The organism is Collimonas antrihumi, from assembly GCF_018304965.1.
In the GTDB taxonomy this organism is placed as follows: domain Bacteria; phylum Pseudomonadota; class Gammaproteobacteria; order Burkholderiales; family Burkholderiaceae_D; genus Collimonas; species Collimonas antrihumi.
This window is the reverse complement of sequence record NZ_JAGQED010000009.1, coordinates 47,227-63,503: the sequence shown is the minus strand read 5'-3', so window position 1 is coordinate 63,503 and position 16,277 is coordinate 47,227. Positions and strand designations below refer to the sequence as shown.

15 protein-coding genes and 2 tRNA genes are annotated in these 16,277 nt (G+C 56.4%); 7 read left to right on the top strand and 10 right to left on the bottom strand.

The annotated features are described in order from the left end of the window. Positions 1-40: 40 nt before the first annotated feature. From KHU29_RS10405 to KHU29_RS10395, 3 genes are all read right to left on the bottom strand, one after another. Positions 41-1,429: a sensor histidine kinase gene (locus tag KHU29_RS10405; RefSeq protein WP_211452736.1), complete on the bottom strand. Its 1,389-nt coding sequence runs from the start codon at positions 1,427-1,429 to the stop codon at positions 41-43. 91 nt (positions 1,430-1,520) lie between these two features. After that, positions 1,521-1,808, bottom strand: a complete 288-nt coding sequence (locus tag KHU29_RS10400) for a hypothetical protein (RefSeq protein ID WP_211452735.1) — start codon at positions 1,806-1,808, stop codon at positions 1,521-1,523. A gap of 62 nt (positions 1,809-1,870) precedes the next feature. After that, positions 1,871-2,194 carry a hypothetical protein gene (locus tag KHU29_RS10395; protein WP_211452734.1) on the bottom strand — a complete coding sequence of 108 codons (324 nt, stop codon included), beginning with the start codon at positions 2,192-2,194 and terminating at the stop codon, positions 1,871-1,873. Between the two features lie 383 nt (positions 2,195-2,577). On the opposite strand from KHU29_RS10395, the gene cysT reads away from it, so the two are divergent. From cysT to KHU29_RS10370, 5 genes are all read left to right on the top strand, one after another. Beyond that, a complete protein-coding gene (cysT, locus tag KHU29_RS10390; RefSeq protein WP_211452733.1) occupies positions 2,578-3,453 on the top strand; it encodes a sulfate ABC transporter permease subunit CysT in 876 nt (291 codons plus the stop codon). A gap of 75 nt (positions 3,454-3,528) precedes the next feature. After that, positions 3,529-4,413, top strand: a complete 885-nt coding sequence (gene cysW, locus KHU29_RS10385; protein ID WP_211452807.1) for a sulfate ABC transporter permease subunit CysW — start codon at positions 3,529-3,531, stop codon at positions 4,411-4,413. Further along, positions 4,410-5,507 (top strand): sulfate/molybdate ABC transporter ATP-binding protein, encoded by a 1,098-nt coding sequence (locus KHU29_RS10380; protein ID WP_211452732.1) that lies wholly within the window; start codon positions 4,410-4,412, stop codon positions 5,505-5,507. The genes cysW and KHU29_RS10380 overlap by 4 nt, the downstream gene beginning before the upstream one ends. 15 nt (positions 5,508-5,522) lie before the next feature. After that, positions 5,523-6,515, top strand: a complete 993-nt coding sequence (locus KHU29_RS10375) for a CysB family HTH-type transcriptional regulator (protein ID WP_211452731.1) — start codon at positions 5,523-5,525, stop codon at positions 6,513-6,515. Positions 6,516-6,904: 389 nt separating this feature from the next. After that, a complete protein-coding gene (locus tag KHU29_RS10370; protein WP_211452730.1) occupies positions 6,905-8,119 on the top strand; it encodes an NYN domain-containing protein in 1,215 nt (404 codons plus the stop codon). A gap of 194 nt (positions 8,120-8,313) precedes the next feature. On the opposite strand, the gene KHU29_RS10365 is transcribed toward KHU29_RS10370, so the two are convergent. The 5 genes from KHU29_RS10365 to KHU29_RS10345 form a co-directional block, all read right to left on the bottom strand. Then, positions 8,314-8,562, bottom strand: a complete 249-nt coding sequence (locus KHU29_RS10365) for a DUF3297 family protein (protein ID WP_211452729.1) — start codon at positions 8,560-8,562, stop codon at positions 8,314-8,316. A 343-nt stretch (positions 8,563-8,905) separates the two neighbouring features. Next, positions 8,906-9,949, bottom strand: a complete 1,044-nt coding sequence (locus tag KHU29_RS10360) for a quinone-dependent dihydroorotate dehydrogenase (protein WP_211452728.1) — start codon at positions 9,947-9,949, stop codon at positions 8,906-8,908. 123 nt (positions 9,950-10,072) lie between these two features. Further along, entirely contained in the window at positions 10,073-10,798 is a 726-nt protein-coding gene (locus KHU29_RS10355; protein WP_211452727.1) for an arginyltransferase, read from the bottom strand. 64 nt (positions 10,799-10,862) lie between these two features. Further along, positions 10,863-11,591, bottom strand: coding sequence for a leucyl/phenylalanyl-tRNA--protein transferase (gene aat, locus KHU29_RS10350; RefSeq protein ID WP_211452726.1), 729 nt, complete (start codon positions 11,589-11,591; stop codon positions 10,863-10,865). Between the two features lie 18 nt (positions 11,592-11,609). Beyond that, positions 11,610-12,194, bottom strand: a complete 585-nt coding sequence (locus KHU29_RS10345) for an NUDIX hydrolase (protein WP_211452725.1) — start codon at positions 12,192-12,194, stop codon at positions 11,610-11,612. Between the two features lie 257 nt (positions 12,195-12,451). On the opposite strand from KHU29_RS10345, the gene KHU29_RS10340 reads away from it, so the two are divergent. Together KHU29_RS10340 and KHU29_RS10335 are read left to right on the top strand one after the other, a co-directional pair. Further along, a tRNA-Met gene (locus KHU29_RS10340) sits at positions 12,452-12,528 on the top strand. A gap of 85 nt (positions 12,529-12,613) precedes the next feature. After that, positions 12,614-12,690, top strand: a tRNA-Met gene (locus KHU29_RS10335). 301 nt (positions 12,691-12,991) lie between these two features. On the opposite strand, the gene KHU29_RS10330 is transcribed toward KHU29_RS10335, so the two are convergent. Both KHU29_RS10330 and KHU29_RS10325 read right to left on the bottom strand, forming a co-directional pair. Further along, positions 12,992-15,754: a M16 family metallopeptidase gene (locus tag KHU29_RS10330; protein WP_211452724.1), complete on the bottom strand. Its 2,763-nt coding sequence runs from the start codon at positions 15,752-15,754 to the stop codon at positions 12,992-12,994. Between the two features lie 149 nt (positions 15,755-15,903). Further along, entirely contained in the window at positions 15,904-16,176 is a 273-nt protein-coding gene (locus KHU29_RS10325; RefSeq protein ID WP_038487255.1) for an oxidative damage protection protein, read from the bottom strand. Positions 16,177-16,277: the final 101 nt, after the last annotated feature.

Genomic DNA, 16,277 nt, shown 5'->3' with positions numbered 1-16,277 from the left:
ATGTTTCCTCCTGCTTATAAAGCTAGCCTGGATGATGAATTTATACAGGCTTGGTCTTACCGGTGCCAACTACCTGATATGGCACCTCAATGGTTGAGCATACGCCACTCGGGCTGTTGGGGGTTATCTCCAGTTGTGCGGCGTTGCCGTGCAACAGTTTGAGGCGGTCGCGGATACTTTGCAATCCAAGTCCCGTGCCATTGCTTGGGAGGGCGCCAAAACCCAGGCCGTCGTCAGTGACGCTGACGCGCAGCTGATTGTCGGCTACTTCCGCCTTGATACGCAAGTAGCCGCCTTCCGGTTTGCGCTCCAGGCCATGCTTGATGGCATTTTCCACCAGCGATTGCAGCATCATCGGCGGGAAGGCTGCGCTGCGTAAGCCGTCGGATACTTGCAGATCGACGTTCAGGCGTTCTTCCATGCGCATCTTCAACAGATCCAGATAGGCCCGCACAATGTCGACTTCGCGTCCCAGCGTGGTGACGGTGGCGGTTTCCCGCATCTGCGGCAATACTGCCCGCAAGTACTGGATCAGGTGCTTTTGCATGGCTGAGGCGCGCGGCGGATCGGTTTCAATCAGGTAGTCGACCGAAGCCAGCGTATTGAACAGAAAATGCGGTTCGACCTGAGCCTGGATCATCTGCATCTTGGCTTCCGATACTTCGCGTTGCAGGTTGGCGTGCTCGGCGGCGGCATTGGCCGCCTGGGCACGCGCTTCAGCCCGTTTCTTGCCGCCCATCAGCGCCTTGGTGCCGAATAAGCCGATCAGCAACAGCAGCACAAAATTCACGAACCATTCAGAAGATTTTTTCTGGTAGCGGGCAACCTGCTGCTCAGCTTTCTCTGCGGCGGCTTCATGGATGGCGGCAACCGCATCGTTGATCGCCTGATTAACATCCTGGGCAGCATCCGGCGGCAAGTTCAGGCTCAGGCTGGCGGCATTGTCGGGAGGCGCTGCCGGCGCGGCTGGTGCTGCTGGTGCTGCCGGTGCTGCCGGTGCTGCCGGTGCTGCCGGTGCTGCAGGCGCCGCAGCAGGCGCGCCAGCGGCGGCTTCTGCCTTTGAAGGAGGCGGCGGCGCTGCAGGGACACTCGCCGCATCGTCGCCATTGTAGGTATAAGCGCCGGTATTGATATGGACGCCGGTGTCGTCAATCCGGATATCGGTTTTGCCTCTGGCGGACTTGGTGGACTTGGCAGGTTTTGAGGCTTTGCTCTCATGTTTGCTGACTTTCTCGATGATGATCTCTTCGGAAGAAAACAGCGTTTCCTGCAAAATCCCGGCAGCCGCCAGCATCAGCACTGCAAACAACAGGAACTTCCACCACGAAAGCTGCGTGACCCAGCTCGCTACTTTGTCGAACCCGCGTGACAGATAGGTCGAGGCGATCGCTGCATTTTTCTTGAATGTGGTGAACGAATCAGAATTCATAGAGTGGGAATCAGTTTGTGCGGCAACTCAAAAAGTTGTCGTCATTTTAAACGGAACGGGCGCAGCGGTCTGACCGTTTTGCTATAAAGCATCAAAGAGCGCTGAGCGCCGACGAGCCGATTTGCTCAGTTTTCTTGCGTGCCACTTTTTTCATGGCATGGGCGCGTTGCTGCTGTTGCTGCTTAAAAGCTATTTTTTCTTCCGGTGTCATGCGCTTGCCGATGATCACGATGGGCGGCATCAGCAATGGAATTTCCTCAGACGTCACTGCGGCTTTCTTGGCCGGGGCTGGTGCTGCTGCCATGACCGGGCTGGCGGTACTCAAGCTCAGGACCGCTAACAACATGGTGGCGACCGATAATCGGAATACGGTGTTCATTTGCAATCTCCTGGTTTGGAACTGCGACGTAACTGCAACGTACATGCAACTAAGGTGGCGGCTTAGATGACAGCCTTCTTGTGGCTTGCCTCTTGCTGAGCCAAGACCGATTTTTGTTCCCGGTTCAGACGCTTGCCGACAACGGTGATCGTAGCCAGGCAGTCGTCCTGTTGTGCCATGGCCAGCTTTTCTTGCGGGCTCAGGCGTTTGGCGACGATCGTCACGGTTTGCATGAACTCTGGATGGCTTGGACGTTTGCCGATAATCGTGATGGTTGGCAGCGTGGAGACTTCAGTTTGCTGTGGTGCTGCTTGTGCCGGAGCGATGCTGCCGGCCAGAGTTGCGATGGACAGGATGGCGATCAGTGCTGTGCGTGCTGTGTTCATTTTGTTCTCCGTTAAGTGATTCGCAGGTGGCTGACGTTGTTGCATGTCGTCACTTTAGGGAGGGGCAGGGCAAGTCGCCAGCTGCTTGCGACAATCTGCAGAAATCGCGGAACAGAATACAAAAAAGCGCCACTGGAATGCAGCGGATTCGGCTGGTTTTGAGTGGTTGACGAGGGAAACGACGCAGAAGTGGCGCTTTCCTGCACCGGTCTGATTGCGTAATTTGTTGCTAAAAATACAAATAAGTGAACGAGATGGCAGAAAAAATCTATTTCTCTTATGCAAAATCATTCTATGCACATGCTAAAAAGTTCGTTCTCTTTATAACAAACCAGTGAGATTATCTTCGTTCTTTAGCCGTATTTGTAATAAGAGGACGATGTATGACCGCCGCTGCCCTTACCAATCAAGGCCTTGCAAGCAAGTCCGCCACGCCGTTTCGCGTGATGCCCGGGTTTAGCCTGTCGCTGGGATTCACCCTGTTTTATCTGGCTCTGATCGTATTGATCCCCTTATCGGCCGTGTTTCTCAAGACCTTCACGCTGAGCTGGGACGGTTTCGTCGCCGCTGTCACTTCGCCACGGGTGATGGCGTCTTACCGCCTGACTTTCGGCACCTCCTTGCTGGCGGCGCTGCTGAATGCTTTTTTCGGCGGCATCGTGGCCTGGGTGCTGGTGCGTTATCAGTTTCCCGGCAAAAAATTGATCGACGCCCTGGTTGACTTGCCGTTTGCGCTGCCGACGGCGGTGGCCGGCATCGCCTTGACCGCGCTGTATTCAAGCAACGGCTGGATCGGCCAATATCTGGAACCGCTGGGCATCAAGGTCGCTTTTACGCCGCTAGGCATATTGGTAGCGCTGACTTTTATCGGCTTGCCGTTTGTGGTGCGTACCGTGCAACCGGTGCTGGAAGATGCCGAGAAAGAGTTGGAGGAAGCCGCCGCCAGTCTTGGCGCGAATCATTGGCAGACTTTTACCCGGGTGATTTTCCCGACGGTATTTCCCGCGTTATTAACCGGTTTCGCGTTGTCCTTTGCCCGCGCTACCGGTGAGTACGGTTCGGTCATCTTCATCGCCGGGAATATGCCGATGGTGTCGGAAATCACCCCCTTGTTCATTGTTACCAAGCTGGAGCAGTACGACTATGCCGGAGCGACCGCGATTGCGGTGGTGATGCTGACAGTATCGTTCCTGCTGCTGCTGGCGATCAACGTATTGCAAGCCTGGACCCGCAAACGCGGCCAGTCGGTCAAAGTATAGGAGCAGGAATTGAGCGCTACCGCCAGTAATTTCAATTCGGCTGCCGCAGCTACAACACCAGTTGCCAAACCGCAGATGAGAGGTGAGCCGATCCATGTACCGAACGCTACCCTGGAGCCGTTGTGGGTGCGCGCCTTGTTAATGACAGTGGCGTTGTTGTTCCTCGCCCTGTTCCTGGTGGTGCCGCTGCTATCGGTATTTGCCGAAGCATTCAAGAAGGGCTGGGAAGCCTATCTGGCGGCGATCATCGAGCCGGATGCGATCAGCGCCATCAAGCTGACCGTGCTGACCGCCGCGATTGCGGTGCCGCTCAACCTGGTGTTCGGGGTCGCTGCGGCGTGGACGATTGCCAAGTTTGAATTTCGCGGCAAGAACATCTTGCTGACGTTGATCGATCTGCCGTTCTCGGTATCGCCGGTGATATCCGGCCTGATTTATGTATTGTTGTTCGGCGCTCAAGGCTGGTTCGGCCCATGGCTGCGCGAGCACGATATCAAGATCCTGTTTGCGGTGCCGGGCATCGTGCTGGCGACTGTGTTCGTTACCTTCCCCTTTGTGGCGCGTGAACTGATCCCGTTGATGCAAGCGCAGGGCAGCGAAGAAGAAGAGGCCGCCCTGGTGCTGGGCGCTTCCGGCTGGAAGACATTCCGCCACGTGACTTTGCCGAATATTAAATGGGGCCTGCTGTATGGCGTGATCTTGTGTAACGCCCGCGCCATGGGTGAGTTCGGGGCGGTGTCGGTGGTGTCCGGCCATATTCGCGGCGAGACCAACACCATCCCCTTGCAGGTAGAGATTCTGTACAACGAATACAACTTCCAGGCAGCGTTTGCGGTGGCCTCGCTGCTGGCGTTTCTGGCGCTGCTGACCTTGGCGCTGAAATCGTTCATCGAGTGGCGTTTGCGCGAAACGGTACTACCGCATAACGTGGGGCATCAATCAGGACAGGAGCAGGCATGAGTATCCAGGTAAGCAACATCAACAAGCGTTTCGGCGAATTTGTCGCACTGAATAATGTGTCGCTGGAATTCCCGACCGGAGAATTGACCGCGCTGCTAGGGCCATCCGGTTGCGGCAAAACCACCTTGTTGCGCATCATCGCCGGCCTCGAAGCGCAGGATAGCGGCCAGGTCTTGCTGGAAGGCGAAGATGCCTCGTCGCGCCATGTACGCGAGCGCCAGGTCGGTTTCGTATTCCAGCACTATGCCTTGTTCAAGCATATGACCGTGTTTGAAAACATCGCCTTCGGCCTGCGCGTCAAGCCACGCGCCCAGCGTCCCAGCGAAAACGCGATTCGTGAAAAAGTAACCAGCTTGCTGGAACTGGTGCAGCTGGATTGGCTGGCCGATCGGTATCCGCCGCAATTGTCCGGCGGCCAGCGCCAGCGTATCGCACTGGCGCGGGCACTGGCGGTGGAGCCGCGCGTGCTGTTGCTGGACGAGCCGTTCGGCGCGCTTGACGCCAAGGTGCGTAAGGAATTGCGGCGTTGGCTGCGGCGTTTGCACGACGAGTTGCACGTCACCAGCATTTTCGTGACCCACGATCAGGAAGAAGCGCTGGAAGTGGCGGATCAGATTGTGTTGATGAACAAGGGCAATGTCGAGCAGGTAGGCGCACCGCAGCAAGTCTATGAAAACCCGGCATCGCCATTCGTCTACGGCTTCCTCGGCAACGTCAACCTGTTTCACGGCCGTGTGCACCAAGGCGTACTGGATACCGGCGGCGCCGTTTTCAACGCGCCTGAGCACGCTGCGGCGCACGATGCGCAAGGCGTCGGCTATGTACGGCCGCATGACCTCGACGTCGATCGCTATATAGCAGGTGCCAGCACCGAAGGAATCGTGGTGCAACTACGGCGCGCCCATGCGATCGGGCCGCTGGCGCAGCTGGAACTGGAGCGCAGCGATGGCGCCGACGCCGGTCTGATCGAAGCGGTGATCTCCAGCGAGCGCTTCCGGCAGCTCAATTTGAAAGACGGCGAAACCCTGGTGGTGCGTCCGCGCCGCCTGCAGGTGTTCGTCGAAGATCAAGCTACACAACAAGCTACACAGTAAGGTAAGGAGAACACTATGAATTTTCAACAATTACGTTCGATCCGCGAAGCGGCGCGTTGCGGCTTCAATCTGACTGAAGTAGCGAATGTCTTGTTTACTTCACAACCTGGGGTCAGCCGCCAGATCCGCGAGCTGGAAGAAGAGCTCGGCGTCGATATTTTCATCCGCAACGGCAAGCGCCTGATCGGCTTGACCGATCCCGGCAAAGGAATTTTGAAGATCGTCGAAAGACTGCTGCAGGAAGCGGAAAACCTGCGCCAGGCCAGCCAGGAATATTCGGGCGAGACCAGCGGCACCTTGACTGTCGCCGCCACCCATACCCAGGCTCGCTATGCGTTGCCGCGGGTGGTGCAAGGTTTCCGCGCCAGTTTTCCCGATGTCCGCATCGCCTTGCAACAAAGCTCGCCGGAACATATTGCCGACTGGGTGATATCGGGCAAGGCCGACGTCGGCATCGCCACCGAAGGCCTGACCCGGTTCAAGGAATTGATTTCCTTTCCATGCTACGAATGGAGTCACGTGCTGGTAGTGCCGGAGCATCATCCTTTGCTGGAAATCAGCGGGCCGATCAGCCTGGCCGATCTGGCGGCCTATCCGTTGATTACCTACGATGTCGGTTTTACCGGCCGCGGCCATATCGACGATGCCTTCAGCAAAGCCGGCATCACGCCCGATATCGTCCTGACGGCGATGGATTCCGACGTTATCCAGCAATACGTATCGCTTGGCCTTGGTGTCGGGCTGGTGGCCTCGATGGCTACCGAGCATAGCCGCCAGAACGGCTTGCGTTCGATTTCAGTATCGCATCTGCTGGCATCCAATGTGACCAGGCTGGCAGTGCGGCGCGGGGCTTATCTGCGGTCTTATACGTATGACTTCATCTTGCAGTTTGCACCGCAGTTGAAACGCGAGGATATCGTTGAAGCCTTGCAGGCAGAACCGCATGGCGCGGGCAGCAATGGCGTGCACAAGGCCGATTTTGAACCGCGCATCTTGAAAATAGCCTGAAGCGAGGACTTCCTCTAATCCGGGCGGCGCCCCGCCTCGGGTCACGGCCTTGTCATATTCGGGCGCTACGATTTCGTTTGTCTCCTCCGACTCTCCCCGGGTTCGGATTTAGCCCGCTACCGCAAGGTTAGCGGGTTTTTTCTTTGCGCGCTTCTGTAGCGCTGCCGGAAAAACTCATTAAATCAATAGCTTAGTGAGTTAGCAGAGTGGTTATCCACAGGGCTACGCACAATTTCTGTGGGTAACTCACGCTGCGTGCCAGCCGCTTGCGGCATGTCATCAGCCTACAACATTGTTGGCTATAATCGATAGCTTGAAAGTCCGCTGTCGCGCATGATTATCAAGCTCAACCGGTCAAGTCCAGCCACTCATTGGAAAGCAATAAATTTATGGCCTCATCCCCGGAAAACCTCAGCATGGCAGTGTTCTGCGACTTCGAAAACGTCGCGCTCGGCGTGCGTGATGCAAAATACGAGAAGTTCGACATCAAGCCGGTGCTGGAACGCCTTCTGCTAAAGGGAAGTATCGTCGTCAAGAAGGCTTACTGCGACTGGGAGCGCTACAAAGAGTTCAAGGCCACCATGCACGAGGCCAATTTCGAGCTGATCGAAATCCCGCATGTGCGCCAGTCCGGCAAGAATTCGGCTGACATTCGCCTTGTGGTGGACGCACTCGATCTTTGCTATATGAAATCGCACGTCAATACCTTCGTCATCATCAGCGGCGACTCCGATTTCTCGCCGCTGGTCTCCAAATTGCGCGAGAACGCCAAGCAAGTGATCGGCGTCGGCGTCAAGCAATCGACTTCCGACCTGCTGGTTGCCAACTGCGACGAATTTATTTTTTATGACGACCTGGTGCGTGAGAGCCGGCGCACGGCCGCAAAGCGTGGTACGCGGGAAACGCAGCCGGCAGCCAAGCGTTCGCCCGATGAAGAAAAGCGTCGCAAGGCAGAGTTGGAGGCGCGCAAGAATCAGGCGATCGACATGGCGGTTGAGACTTTCGATGCGTTGGTGTCCGAACGCGGCGACAGCGGCAAGATTTGGGCATCCGTGTTGAAAGAGGCGATCAAACGCCGCAAGCCTGATTTCAGCGAGTCATATTACGGTTTCCGTGCCTTCGGCAATTTGCTGGAAGAAGCCCAGGCACGCGGTCTGCTCGAATTCGGCCGTGACGAGAAATCGGGGGCTTACGTATATCGTAGTAGCGGCAATAATGGCAATAGCGGAGGCACGATTTCCAGTGAAGTCGCAGCGGAACAGCCGGCGCCACCATCGTTGCCGCTGCCGGAAGTAAGCGAAACCGCAGCAGTTTCGCCGACAGTAGCAGCGACGGCTGAAGACAACGGCGCCAAACCGGAAACCCGCCGCAAGGGACGCGGAGGCCGCAAGCCGGCCGAAAAGAAAATCGCAGCGGCTGCGCCGCAAGTTGCCGGACAAACTGTCGTGCGGGATGTCAATATAGCGCCGGAAACGCCAGCAGCGGTCGAAACGCCGGTTCAGCCACCGGAAGAAGCTCCGGTCAAAGGGGTAAAAACAGCCCGCAAGCCCGCCGCACGCAGCCGTCGTCCGCGTAAATCTGAAGTGAAGCCGGACGATGCTTGATGAAGGACGGCCGCGATTTTGTGTTTCTACGGTAGCGGTCACGCCGCTACCTGCGTGCTGCATATTCCGGTATCCACGATTTAGAGACCGCAAGCGGCCAAAATCGGACGTGTAATCGTTATCGAAAAAACGTTAGCGCACGCACCCTTGCAGAGAATCGAAGAAGCTAAGAAATGCTAATCAAAGAAGAGCACCTACCGATAGAAAGGTTCGACCGTGCCTTTTACTTTAGTCATTAAGGGGTTGCCCTTCCGATCTAGCGCCTTTCCAGCCGGGACTTTAATCCATCCCTCGCTGATGCAATATTCCTCAACATTGAAGTGCTCCTTATTGTTAAGTTTAATACCAACATCATGTTCAAATATGGCAGCATTATAGTGAGGGCTGCGAGGATCGACTGAGAGCCGATCAGGAAGTGGGGGGCGGTTTTCGGTATCGTTCATGGCTACAATTATCAACTATAAGATTAACCAAAACAATTTTTTTGCGTGGTTTCGCTAAATCACCTGGTTGACCGCTATCGGCCAACTCTGTTTTTCGCTAATGGCGTAGTTCGTTAAGGCTTATCCGACGCCCGCCCAGCAAGCGCCCCCACATCTTGCTCGACCCGCGGCTGTGGGCAGGCATCGTACAACCCTTAACGTTTTCCGCCTGCCGCAACACGCATCTTGCGGTCATTCATGAACCGTAAGGTCAACGTCAGCAGGATAGATCAGCATGGCCCGGCACGGTAGTTCAGCCAGAGCCGGCGCAGCGGTCAATTTGCATCAGCGCCGGCAGCTCGCCTTAGCTTTTCTGACGCAGCGCCGCCGCACATTCCCGCACCAGTGCCGGACCGCGATAAATCAAGCCGCTATACAGCTGCACCAGCGACGCTCCCGCAGCTATTTTTGATTGCGCATCGGCGCCGCTGAAAATCCCGCCGACCCCGATGATAGGCAGCGCGTCGCCTAATTTGCCGTGCAACTGCCGCACGACGCTGGTGGATAACGCCAATACCGGTGCACCGGACAGACCGCCGGCTTCGTTCTCATGTTGCAGGCCCCGGACGGCGTCGCGGCTGATGGTGGTGTTGGTGGCGATTACGCCATCTATCTTATGCCGCAGCAAGGCATCGGCGATGGTCTTGATTTGTTCCGCATCGATATCCGGTGCGATTTTCAAAGCGATAGGGACATAACGCTTGTGCTGGTCCGCCAGCTTTTGCTGCGCTTGCTTGAGTTGCGACAGCAGGGAGTCGAGTTCCGATGCGCCTTGCAACTGGCGCAGGTTCTTGGTGTTGGGCGAGGAAATATTGACGGTGACGTAGCTGGCGTACGGATAGACTTTTTGCAGGCAGTGCAGATAGTCTTCAGCTGCGCGTTCGATCGGCGTGTCGGCATTTTTGCCGATATTCAGCCCCAGCACGCCTTGCCGTTCCTGGTAAAACCTGGACGCCTGGACATTGGCGACAAAAGCATCGACGCCGCCATTATTGAAACCCATGCGATTGATGATGGCGTTGGCGGCCGGCAGGCGGAACATGCGCGGCTTGGGATTGCCGGCCTGCGCCCGCGGCGTCACCGTGCCGATTTCAATCGAACCGAAGCCGAGCGCCGCCAGGCCGTCGATGTAGGCGCCGTCCTTGTCCAGCCCGGCTGCCAGGCCGACCGGATTGGGGAACGTGATGCCCATCACCGTGCGCGGATCGGCCGGCGTCTTGCCTAATAGCGAAGTGAGCCCCAGGGCTGCGGCCCGGCGCAATGCCGGCAGGGTCAGATTGTGGGCGGATTCCGGATCGAGTGAGAACAGGGCGGGGCGGGCGAAGGCGTACAGAAGTTTGGCTGGCACGGTGGGCTGCTATATAAAATGGTGAAGATGAAGGTGGTGAAGATAAAGGTGGTGAAGATGACGCAATCAGGATGAAATAGTCAATGAAACAATCGAAAACAGGCGCAGCAAAAACTGCGGTGGCTATTTTAGCGCACTCCACTCCCCTTGCCGCAGTGCTTCCAGCGGCTGGAAGTTGATTTTGTAAGCCATTTTCGGGCTTTCTTTTATCCAGTAGCCAAGATAAACGTAAGGCATGCCGAGCTGCCTGGCCTGGCCGATTTGCCACAGCACGTTGTAGGTGCCGTAGGAGGCGCCCGGCACGTCGGGATCGTAAAAGGTGTACACCGACGACAAACCATCGTTCAGCACATCGATAATGCTTACCATGCGCAAGGTGCCGTCCGCTTCCCGAAACTCGACCAGGCGGGTATTCACCTTGCTCTGCAGCAGGAACTGGGCGTACTGGTCGCGGCTATCCTGGTCCATGCCGCCGCCGCTGTGGCGCGCGGTCTGGTAGCGCAGGTACAGATCGTAATGTTCATGCACATAAGCCAGGTTGGTGACCAGCGTGGTCAGATGGCTATGCCGCTCCCAGGCGCGGCGCTGGCTGCGATTCGGCTGGAACGATGCCACCAGCGTACGCACCGGCGTGCAAGCCTGGCAACCATCGCAATACGGCCGATAGGTAAAAATGCCGCTGCGCCGGAAACCGTTCTTCACCAGCTCCGAATAGACATCGGCGTTGATCAGATGCGACGGCGTCGCCACCTGCGAACGCGCCTGGCGATGATCCAGGTAACTGCATGGATAAGGCGCAGTGGCGTAAAACTGCAGGGTCGAAAAAGGCAGATCTTTTAAGTGCGTCATGTGCATTCCGGCTGATGACTTATAACTGATAATTTACACTGTAATTACGGTTTGCATAAGAGTCTTAATCAGCAAACAAAGGCAGCGGACGCCAGTTGTGGATCTGTGGGTGGGCGATGGCTTGCTTCAGGTGCAGCAGAAACTCGCGGCGGCTTATCGCCTGGGCGCCGAGCGAGGCCAGATGGTCGGTCTGCTGTTGGCAATCGATCATTGCCACGCCGTGCTGGCGCAGGAAATGCACCAGGTAGGCCAAGGCGATTTTGGAGGCATCGCTGACCCGGGTAAACATCGATTCGCCGTAAAACATATGGCCGATGCTGACGCCGTACGCGCCGCCAACCAGCTTGCCGTCCAGCCATACTTCAGCCGAGTGCGCGTAACCGAGCCGGTGCAGGGCGCGGTAGCCGGTAACAATGTCTTCCGAGATCCAGGTGCCGGCGCCATCGCGGCGTGGCGCCGCGCACTCGCGCATCACATGCTCGAAAGCGAAGTCGAAGCGGATCTGCCAGCGCCGGTCCGTAGCCATGCTGCGATGCACCTTGCGCAAGGTTTTGCGCAAGCTTGCCGAAACCGTAAATTGTTCCGTCTTCAGCACCATGCGCGGATCGGTGCTCCACCAGAGAATCGGCTGGTTCTCGGAGAACCACGGGAAGATGCCATGTCGATAAGCATCCAGCAGGCGTCGCGGCGACAAATCACCGCCAGCAGCCAGCAGGCCGGCGGCGCCGTCCTCCTCGGTCAGTGCAGTGCAGACATCGGGAAATGGGCTGTCCAGTTCAAGCCAGGGGATCATCGCGGCCTCGCTGGCGTCTTATTTAGGCGCTAAGCCAGCGCGCATGGGTTTGAAAATGGCTTGTGTATGTAAGCTGAAATGACCATCTTCCTGACGGATTTTCTTGATGTCGGCAAAGAACGCGCGCAGGGTGATTTCGACGGTAGGGAAGGCGATTTCATCCCACGGGATCTCGGCCTCGGTGAACAAGCCGACTTCCAGGCTTTCGATGCCGGCTGCGTAATCCAGGTCGAGCAAGGTGGCGCGATAGAACAGATGCACCTGATGTACATGCGGTACGTTCAGCAGCGAAAAAAGTTCATGCAGTTCGACCCGTGCGCCAGCTTCCTCCAGGGTTTCGCGGCGGGCGGCATCGTCGGTGGTCTCATCGTTTTCCATGAAGCCGGCCGGCAGCGTCCAGTAACCGTATTGCGGTTCGATGGCGCGTTTGCATAACAGCACGCGCAGTTCGCCGTCTCGTTCCCATACCGGGACAGAGCCGACCACCATTTTCGGATTTTGATAGTGAATGCTGCCGCAGTTGCTGCAGACATAACGCATGCGGTTGTCGTCCGGCGGAATCTGCAGGCTGACGGGATGCGCACATTCGGAACAAAATTTCATAGGCAGCAATAAATAGTATTAATAGGCAATTTAAACATAGGCAATTTAAACATGCCGTTTAAATAGATGGTTTAGACAGGCGAGAAACGCATTCCCGATCGTGTCGAATTGGAATGTCTCGGCATATCTCAGCATATCCCAGGATAACCGGGTAGTTTGGGAGTTTAGCATCGCCTAATCGTTACGACCGTTCTTAATCCGATTGTCTGTATTGGTTGCATTGCACTGCAATACACTATATACTTTCATTCTTCAGACGCGGGGTGGAGCAGTCTGGCAGCTCGTCGGGCTCATAACCCGAAGGTCGTAGGTTCAAATCCTGCCCCCGCAACCAGTTACAGTAAGAAGGCTAGCAATACAACGCTATTCTTACGCATCGGGCCTTAAGTGGAAAACGCTTAAGGCTTTTTATATTCAGACGCGGGGTGGAGCAGTCTGGCAGCTCGTCGGGCTCATAACCCGAAGGTCGTAGGTTCAAATCCTGCCCCCGCAACCAAAAAAGACGGATCGGCTACTAGCTTTAGTAGTCGATCCGTTGTCATTTTTGCTCATATTTCATCGCCTCGCAGTTGAATTTGCATTTTCCGGACGATGTTGCACAGGATCGCGAATGCTGCGGACATAATGTCCCATAGCACGGAAAATGGTTTCATCAGCAATTCGTGGAAAAGACCGATTACATGTGGCGCCGGCGCGTATTTGGCAACGTTTCATTGCGGAATTTACGTCAAAAGCCGCCGCCGTGTTCGCGGATTTTATTACGAACTCGACAGCGGTTTTTTTCAGGTTGCCAGACCTTACGGTTTTGCCACCACCACAGCATTTGCTTTTGCCTTTGCTTCATCACGCACAATCACCACGCTCAGTTGGGCGGGGTCGATGTGTTTGCGGAAGGCTTCGTTGACTTGTTCTACCGTCAGGGCGCTGATCTTGTCTTCGATCTGTTTGCTCCAGGCGAAGGTGCGGTTGAGGTCTAGCAGCCTGGCCCAGCCGGCGCTGAGGGCGCTGTCCTGGGCGCGGGCGCGCTGGTTTTCCTGGAGGATGCCGGATTTGGCGCGGGCTAGTTCGTCGGCGCTGAAACCGTCTTTGAGTGCGCGTGCCAGCTCTTCCTTGACAGCTGCATCGACCTTGCCCAGGTTTTGCGGTGCGGCGATGGCTTGTACCGAGAACCTGGCGGCGCGGCTGATGGCGCTGATGTCTACCGATGAACCGATGCCGTAGGAGAGGCCTTCTTTTTGACGTACTCTGTCCATCAATCGTGATTTCAAACTGCCGCCGCCAAACAGGTAGTTGGCTACCATCATCGCCGGATAATCGGCATCGTCGTCACGCATGTCCAGGTTCTGGCGCGCTACGTAGAAGCCATTTTCCTTGTCTGGCGAATTGATGGTTTTCTGCAGCGGCGTTACGTCGAAGTTCTGGCGGATTACGCGTTGGTACGGCGCTGCGCTTTTCCATGTGCTGAATTCGTCCTGGACTACCTTGGTGACCGCTGCGACGTCGAAATCGCCGACTATAGCCAGTTCGCCTTGCGAGGCGCCATAGAAATCGTGATGGAAGGCGCTGACATCGGCCAGGGTGGTGGCCTGGACAGCGGCGATTTGCTGATCCACGCTTTGCGCTGCCAGCCAGTGGCCTTGCGGATATTTGTTGAAGTGCTGGGCGATGGCTTCTGCGGCTAACGTGTTCGGCTCGTTGCGCGATGCTTCCAGGTTGACCAGGGATTCCTTGCGCAGACGATCGAATTCAGCCGGATCAAAGCGCGGTTGCTTGAGTACGCTGGCGACCAGTTTCAAGGCGGCGGGCAGATTGCTGCGCGTGGTCTGGAATTGCGTCAGGTTGCCGCTGATCTTGTGTTTGGAAAACTCGTCGGCCAGTTGCTCACGCGTCAGCGTACTGCTGCCGCGCATCAGCATGGCATCGGCCAATTCGGATGCGGTCTTTTTACCGAACAAGGATTTTTCATCACCCCATTGCAAGTTCAGCTTGACCGAGACGGTTTCACCGCGCGTCTTTTTCGGCAACAAGGCGAGTTTCAAACCACCGACCTGCGAGCGCTGGGTACGGGCGTCGATATTGGCTTGCGACGGATCGAACGCTTCACCGTCAGCGATTGCTTGCTGCGGCTTGTAGTCTTTGAGCTGTTCGGCCACGCTTGGCGCTGCCGGAACATCGGCGCGTTGTAGCTGATCTTCCGGCAAGAATATACCGACGGTGCGGTTGTCGCGGGTGAAGTAATGTGCTGCGGCTGTCGCTACCTGTGCCGAGGTAACTTTGTTGGAACGGTCGCGGCCCGCGAACAGCAAACGCCAGTCACCGAGCGCGATCGTGCTGGACATGGCAACGCCGACTTTCTGATGGTCGTTCAGCAGTTTTTCAAAGCTGTTGGCATTCGCCAGGCGGACTCGTTCCATCTCTTCCGGCGTGGGCGGGTTTTTTGCAAATTGTTCGACACCGTCGATCAAGGCTTGCCGTACCGGTTCGATCGGCTCGCCTTTCTTGACTATCGCGGCAATGATTTCCAGGCCTGGCGCATAACCGCTCATCTCGTAATTGAACACGGCAGTTGCTTTGCCGGTTTCCACCAGCGATTTGTGCAGGCGGCCGTTGGGAGTGTCTGCCAGAATCGTTCCGGCGTAGGACAGGGCATCGCTATCGGGATGCAACTCGCTTGGGATTTTGTAGGCTACGGCGACGATCTGTACGTCGCCCTGGCGCCGCACTGTCACGCTGCGTTCGCCGTCCTGGGTTGGTTCCACGGTCCAGAGGTCGCGCATCTTGCGGGTCGGCTTCGGCAGTTTTCCGAAGGCCTGGCTGACCCAGGTCAGGGTCTTGGCCGGGTCAAATTTGCCGGCGATCAGCAGCACCGCATTATCCGGCTGGTAGTAGGTTTTATAGAAGGCTTGCAGGTTTTCTATCTTGACGTTTTCGATATCGCTGCGGTTGCCGATAGTCGGCTTGCCGTAATTGTGCCAATCGTAAGCCACTCCTTCCAACCGCTTGATGAGGACGCCGAACGGCGAGTTCTCGCCCTGTTCGTATTCGTTACGCACCACGGTCATTTCGCTATCGAGGTCTTTCCTGGCGATAAACGAATGCAGCATGCGATCGGCTTCCATGTCGATCGCCCATTTCAGGTTGTCGTCGCCGGCCTGGAAGATTTCATAATAATTGGTGCGGTCGACATTGGTGGTGCCGTTGAACGACATGCCGCGCTGGCTGAAATCCTTGGGAATCGAAGGATGGGTCGGGGTGCCTTTGAACATCAGATGTTCCAGCAAATGCGCCATGCCGGTTTCGCCGTAATTCTCGAAGCGCGATCCGACCAGATAAGTCATGTTGACGGTTACGGTAGGCTTGGAGGCATCAGGAAACAGCAAGACTTTGAAGCCGTTGGCAAACTGATATTCGGTGATGCCTTCAGCGGACGGACCCTGGGTCACGCCGGCCGGGAGTACGATTGCCGCTTCTGTGACGCCGGTGAAGCTGAGGCCGCAGGCGGCGGCCAGCAAGCAAGACAACAGGCGATTGGACCAAGGGCGGTTACGGAATAGATGCATGGAATTTCCGATCTGTGGAGAAATGGACAGACAAATATACGCGCGTAGCGTGGGCAAAAAAGCTTGCCCACCCTACTTAAAAGACAAAATGAATCTTGCTTATTTTGCCACAGAGGCAGATCGGAAGAGAGGTATTTCGGAGCGATTGCTTATTCGGTCGGCGGCACGTAGCCGGTAGCGGCATCGGCGCCATCGCCGAAGAAATGTTTTTCCATTTGCGCCGCCAGATATTTGCGGGCCCGCACATCAGCCAGGTTCAGGCGGTTTTCATTGACCAGCATAGTCTGGTGCTTGAGCCAACCGGCCCAGGCTTCTTTCGAAACGCTTTCATAGATGCGCTTGCCCAGCTCGCCCGGATAGGGCGGAAAGTCCAGACCTTCTGCTTCTTTGTCCAGTTTGATGCAATGAATGGTACGTGCCATGGTTTTTCCTTGTAGATGTCGCGAGCCGTGTAGCCAAGGCTCGCTTGTAAGATCAATTGAAAAGGGGATAGTTCGACTGGAGCCAGGTTTTGACTTAAGGT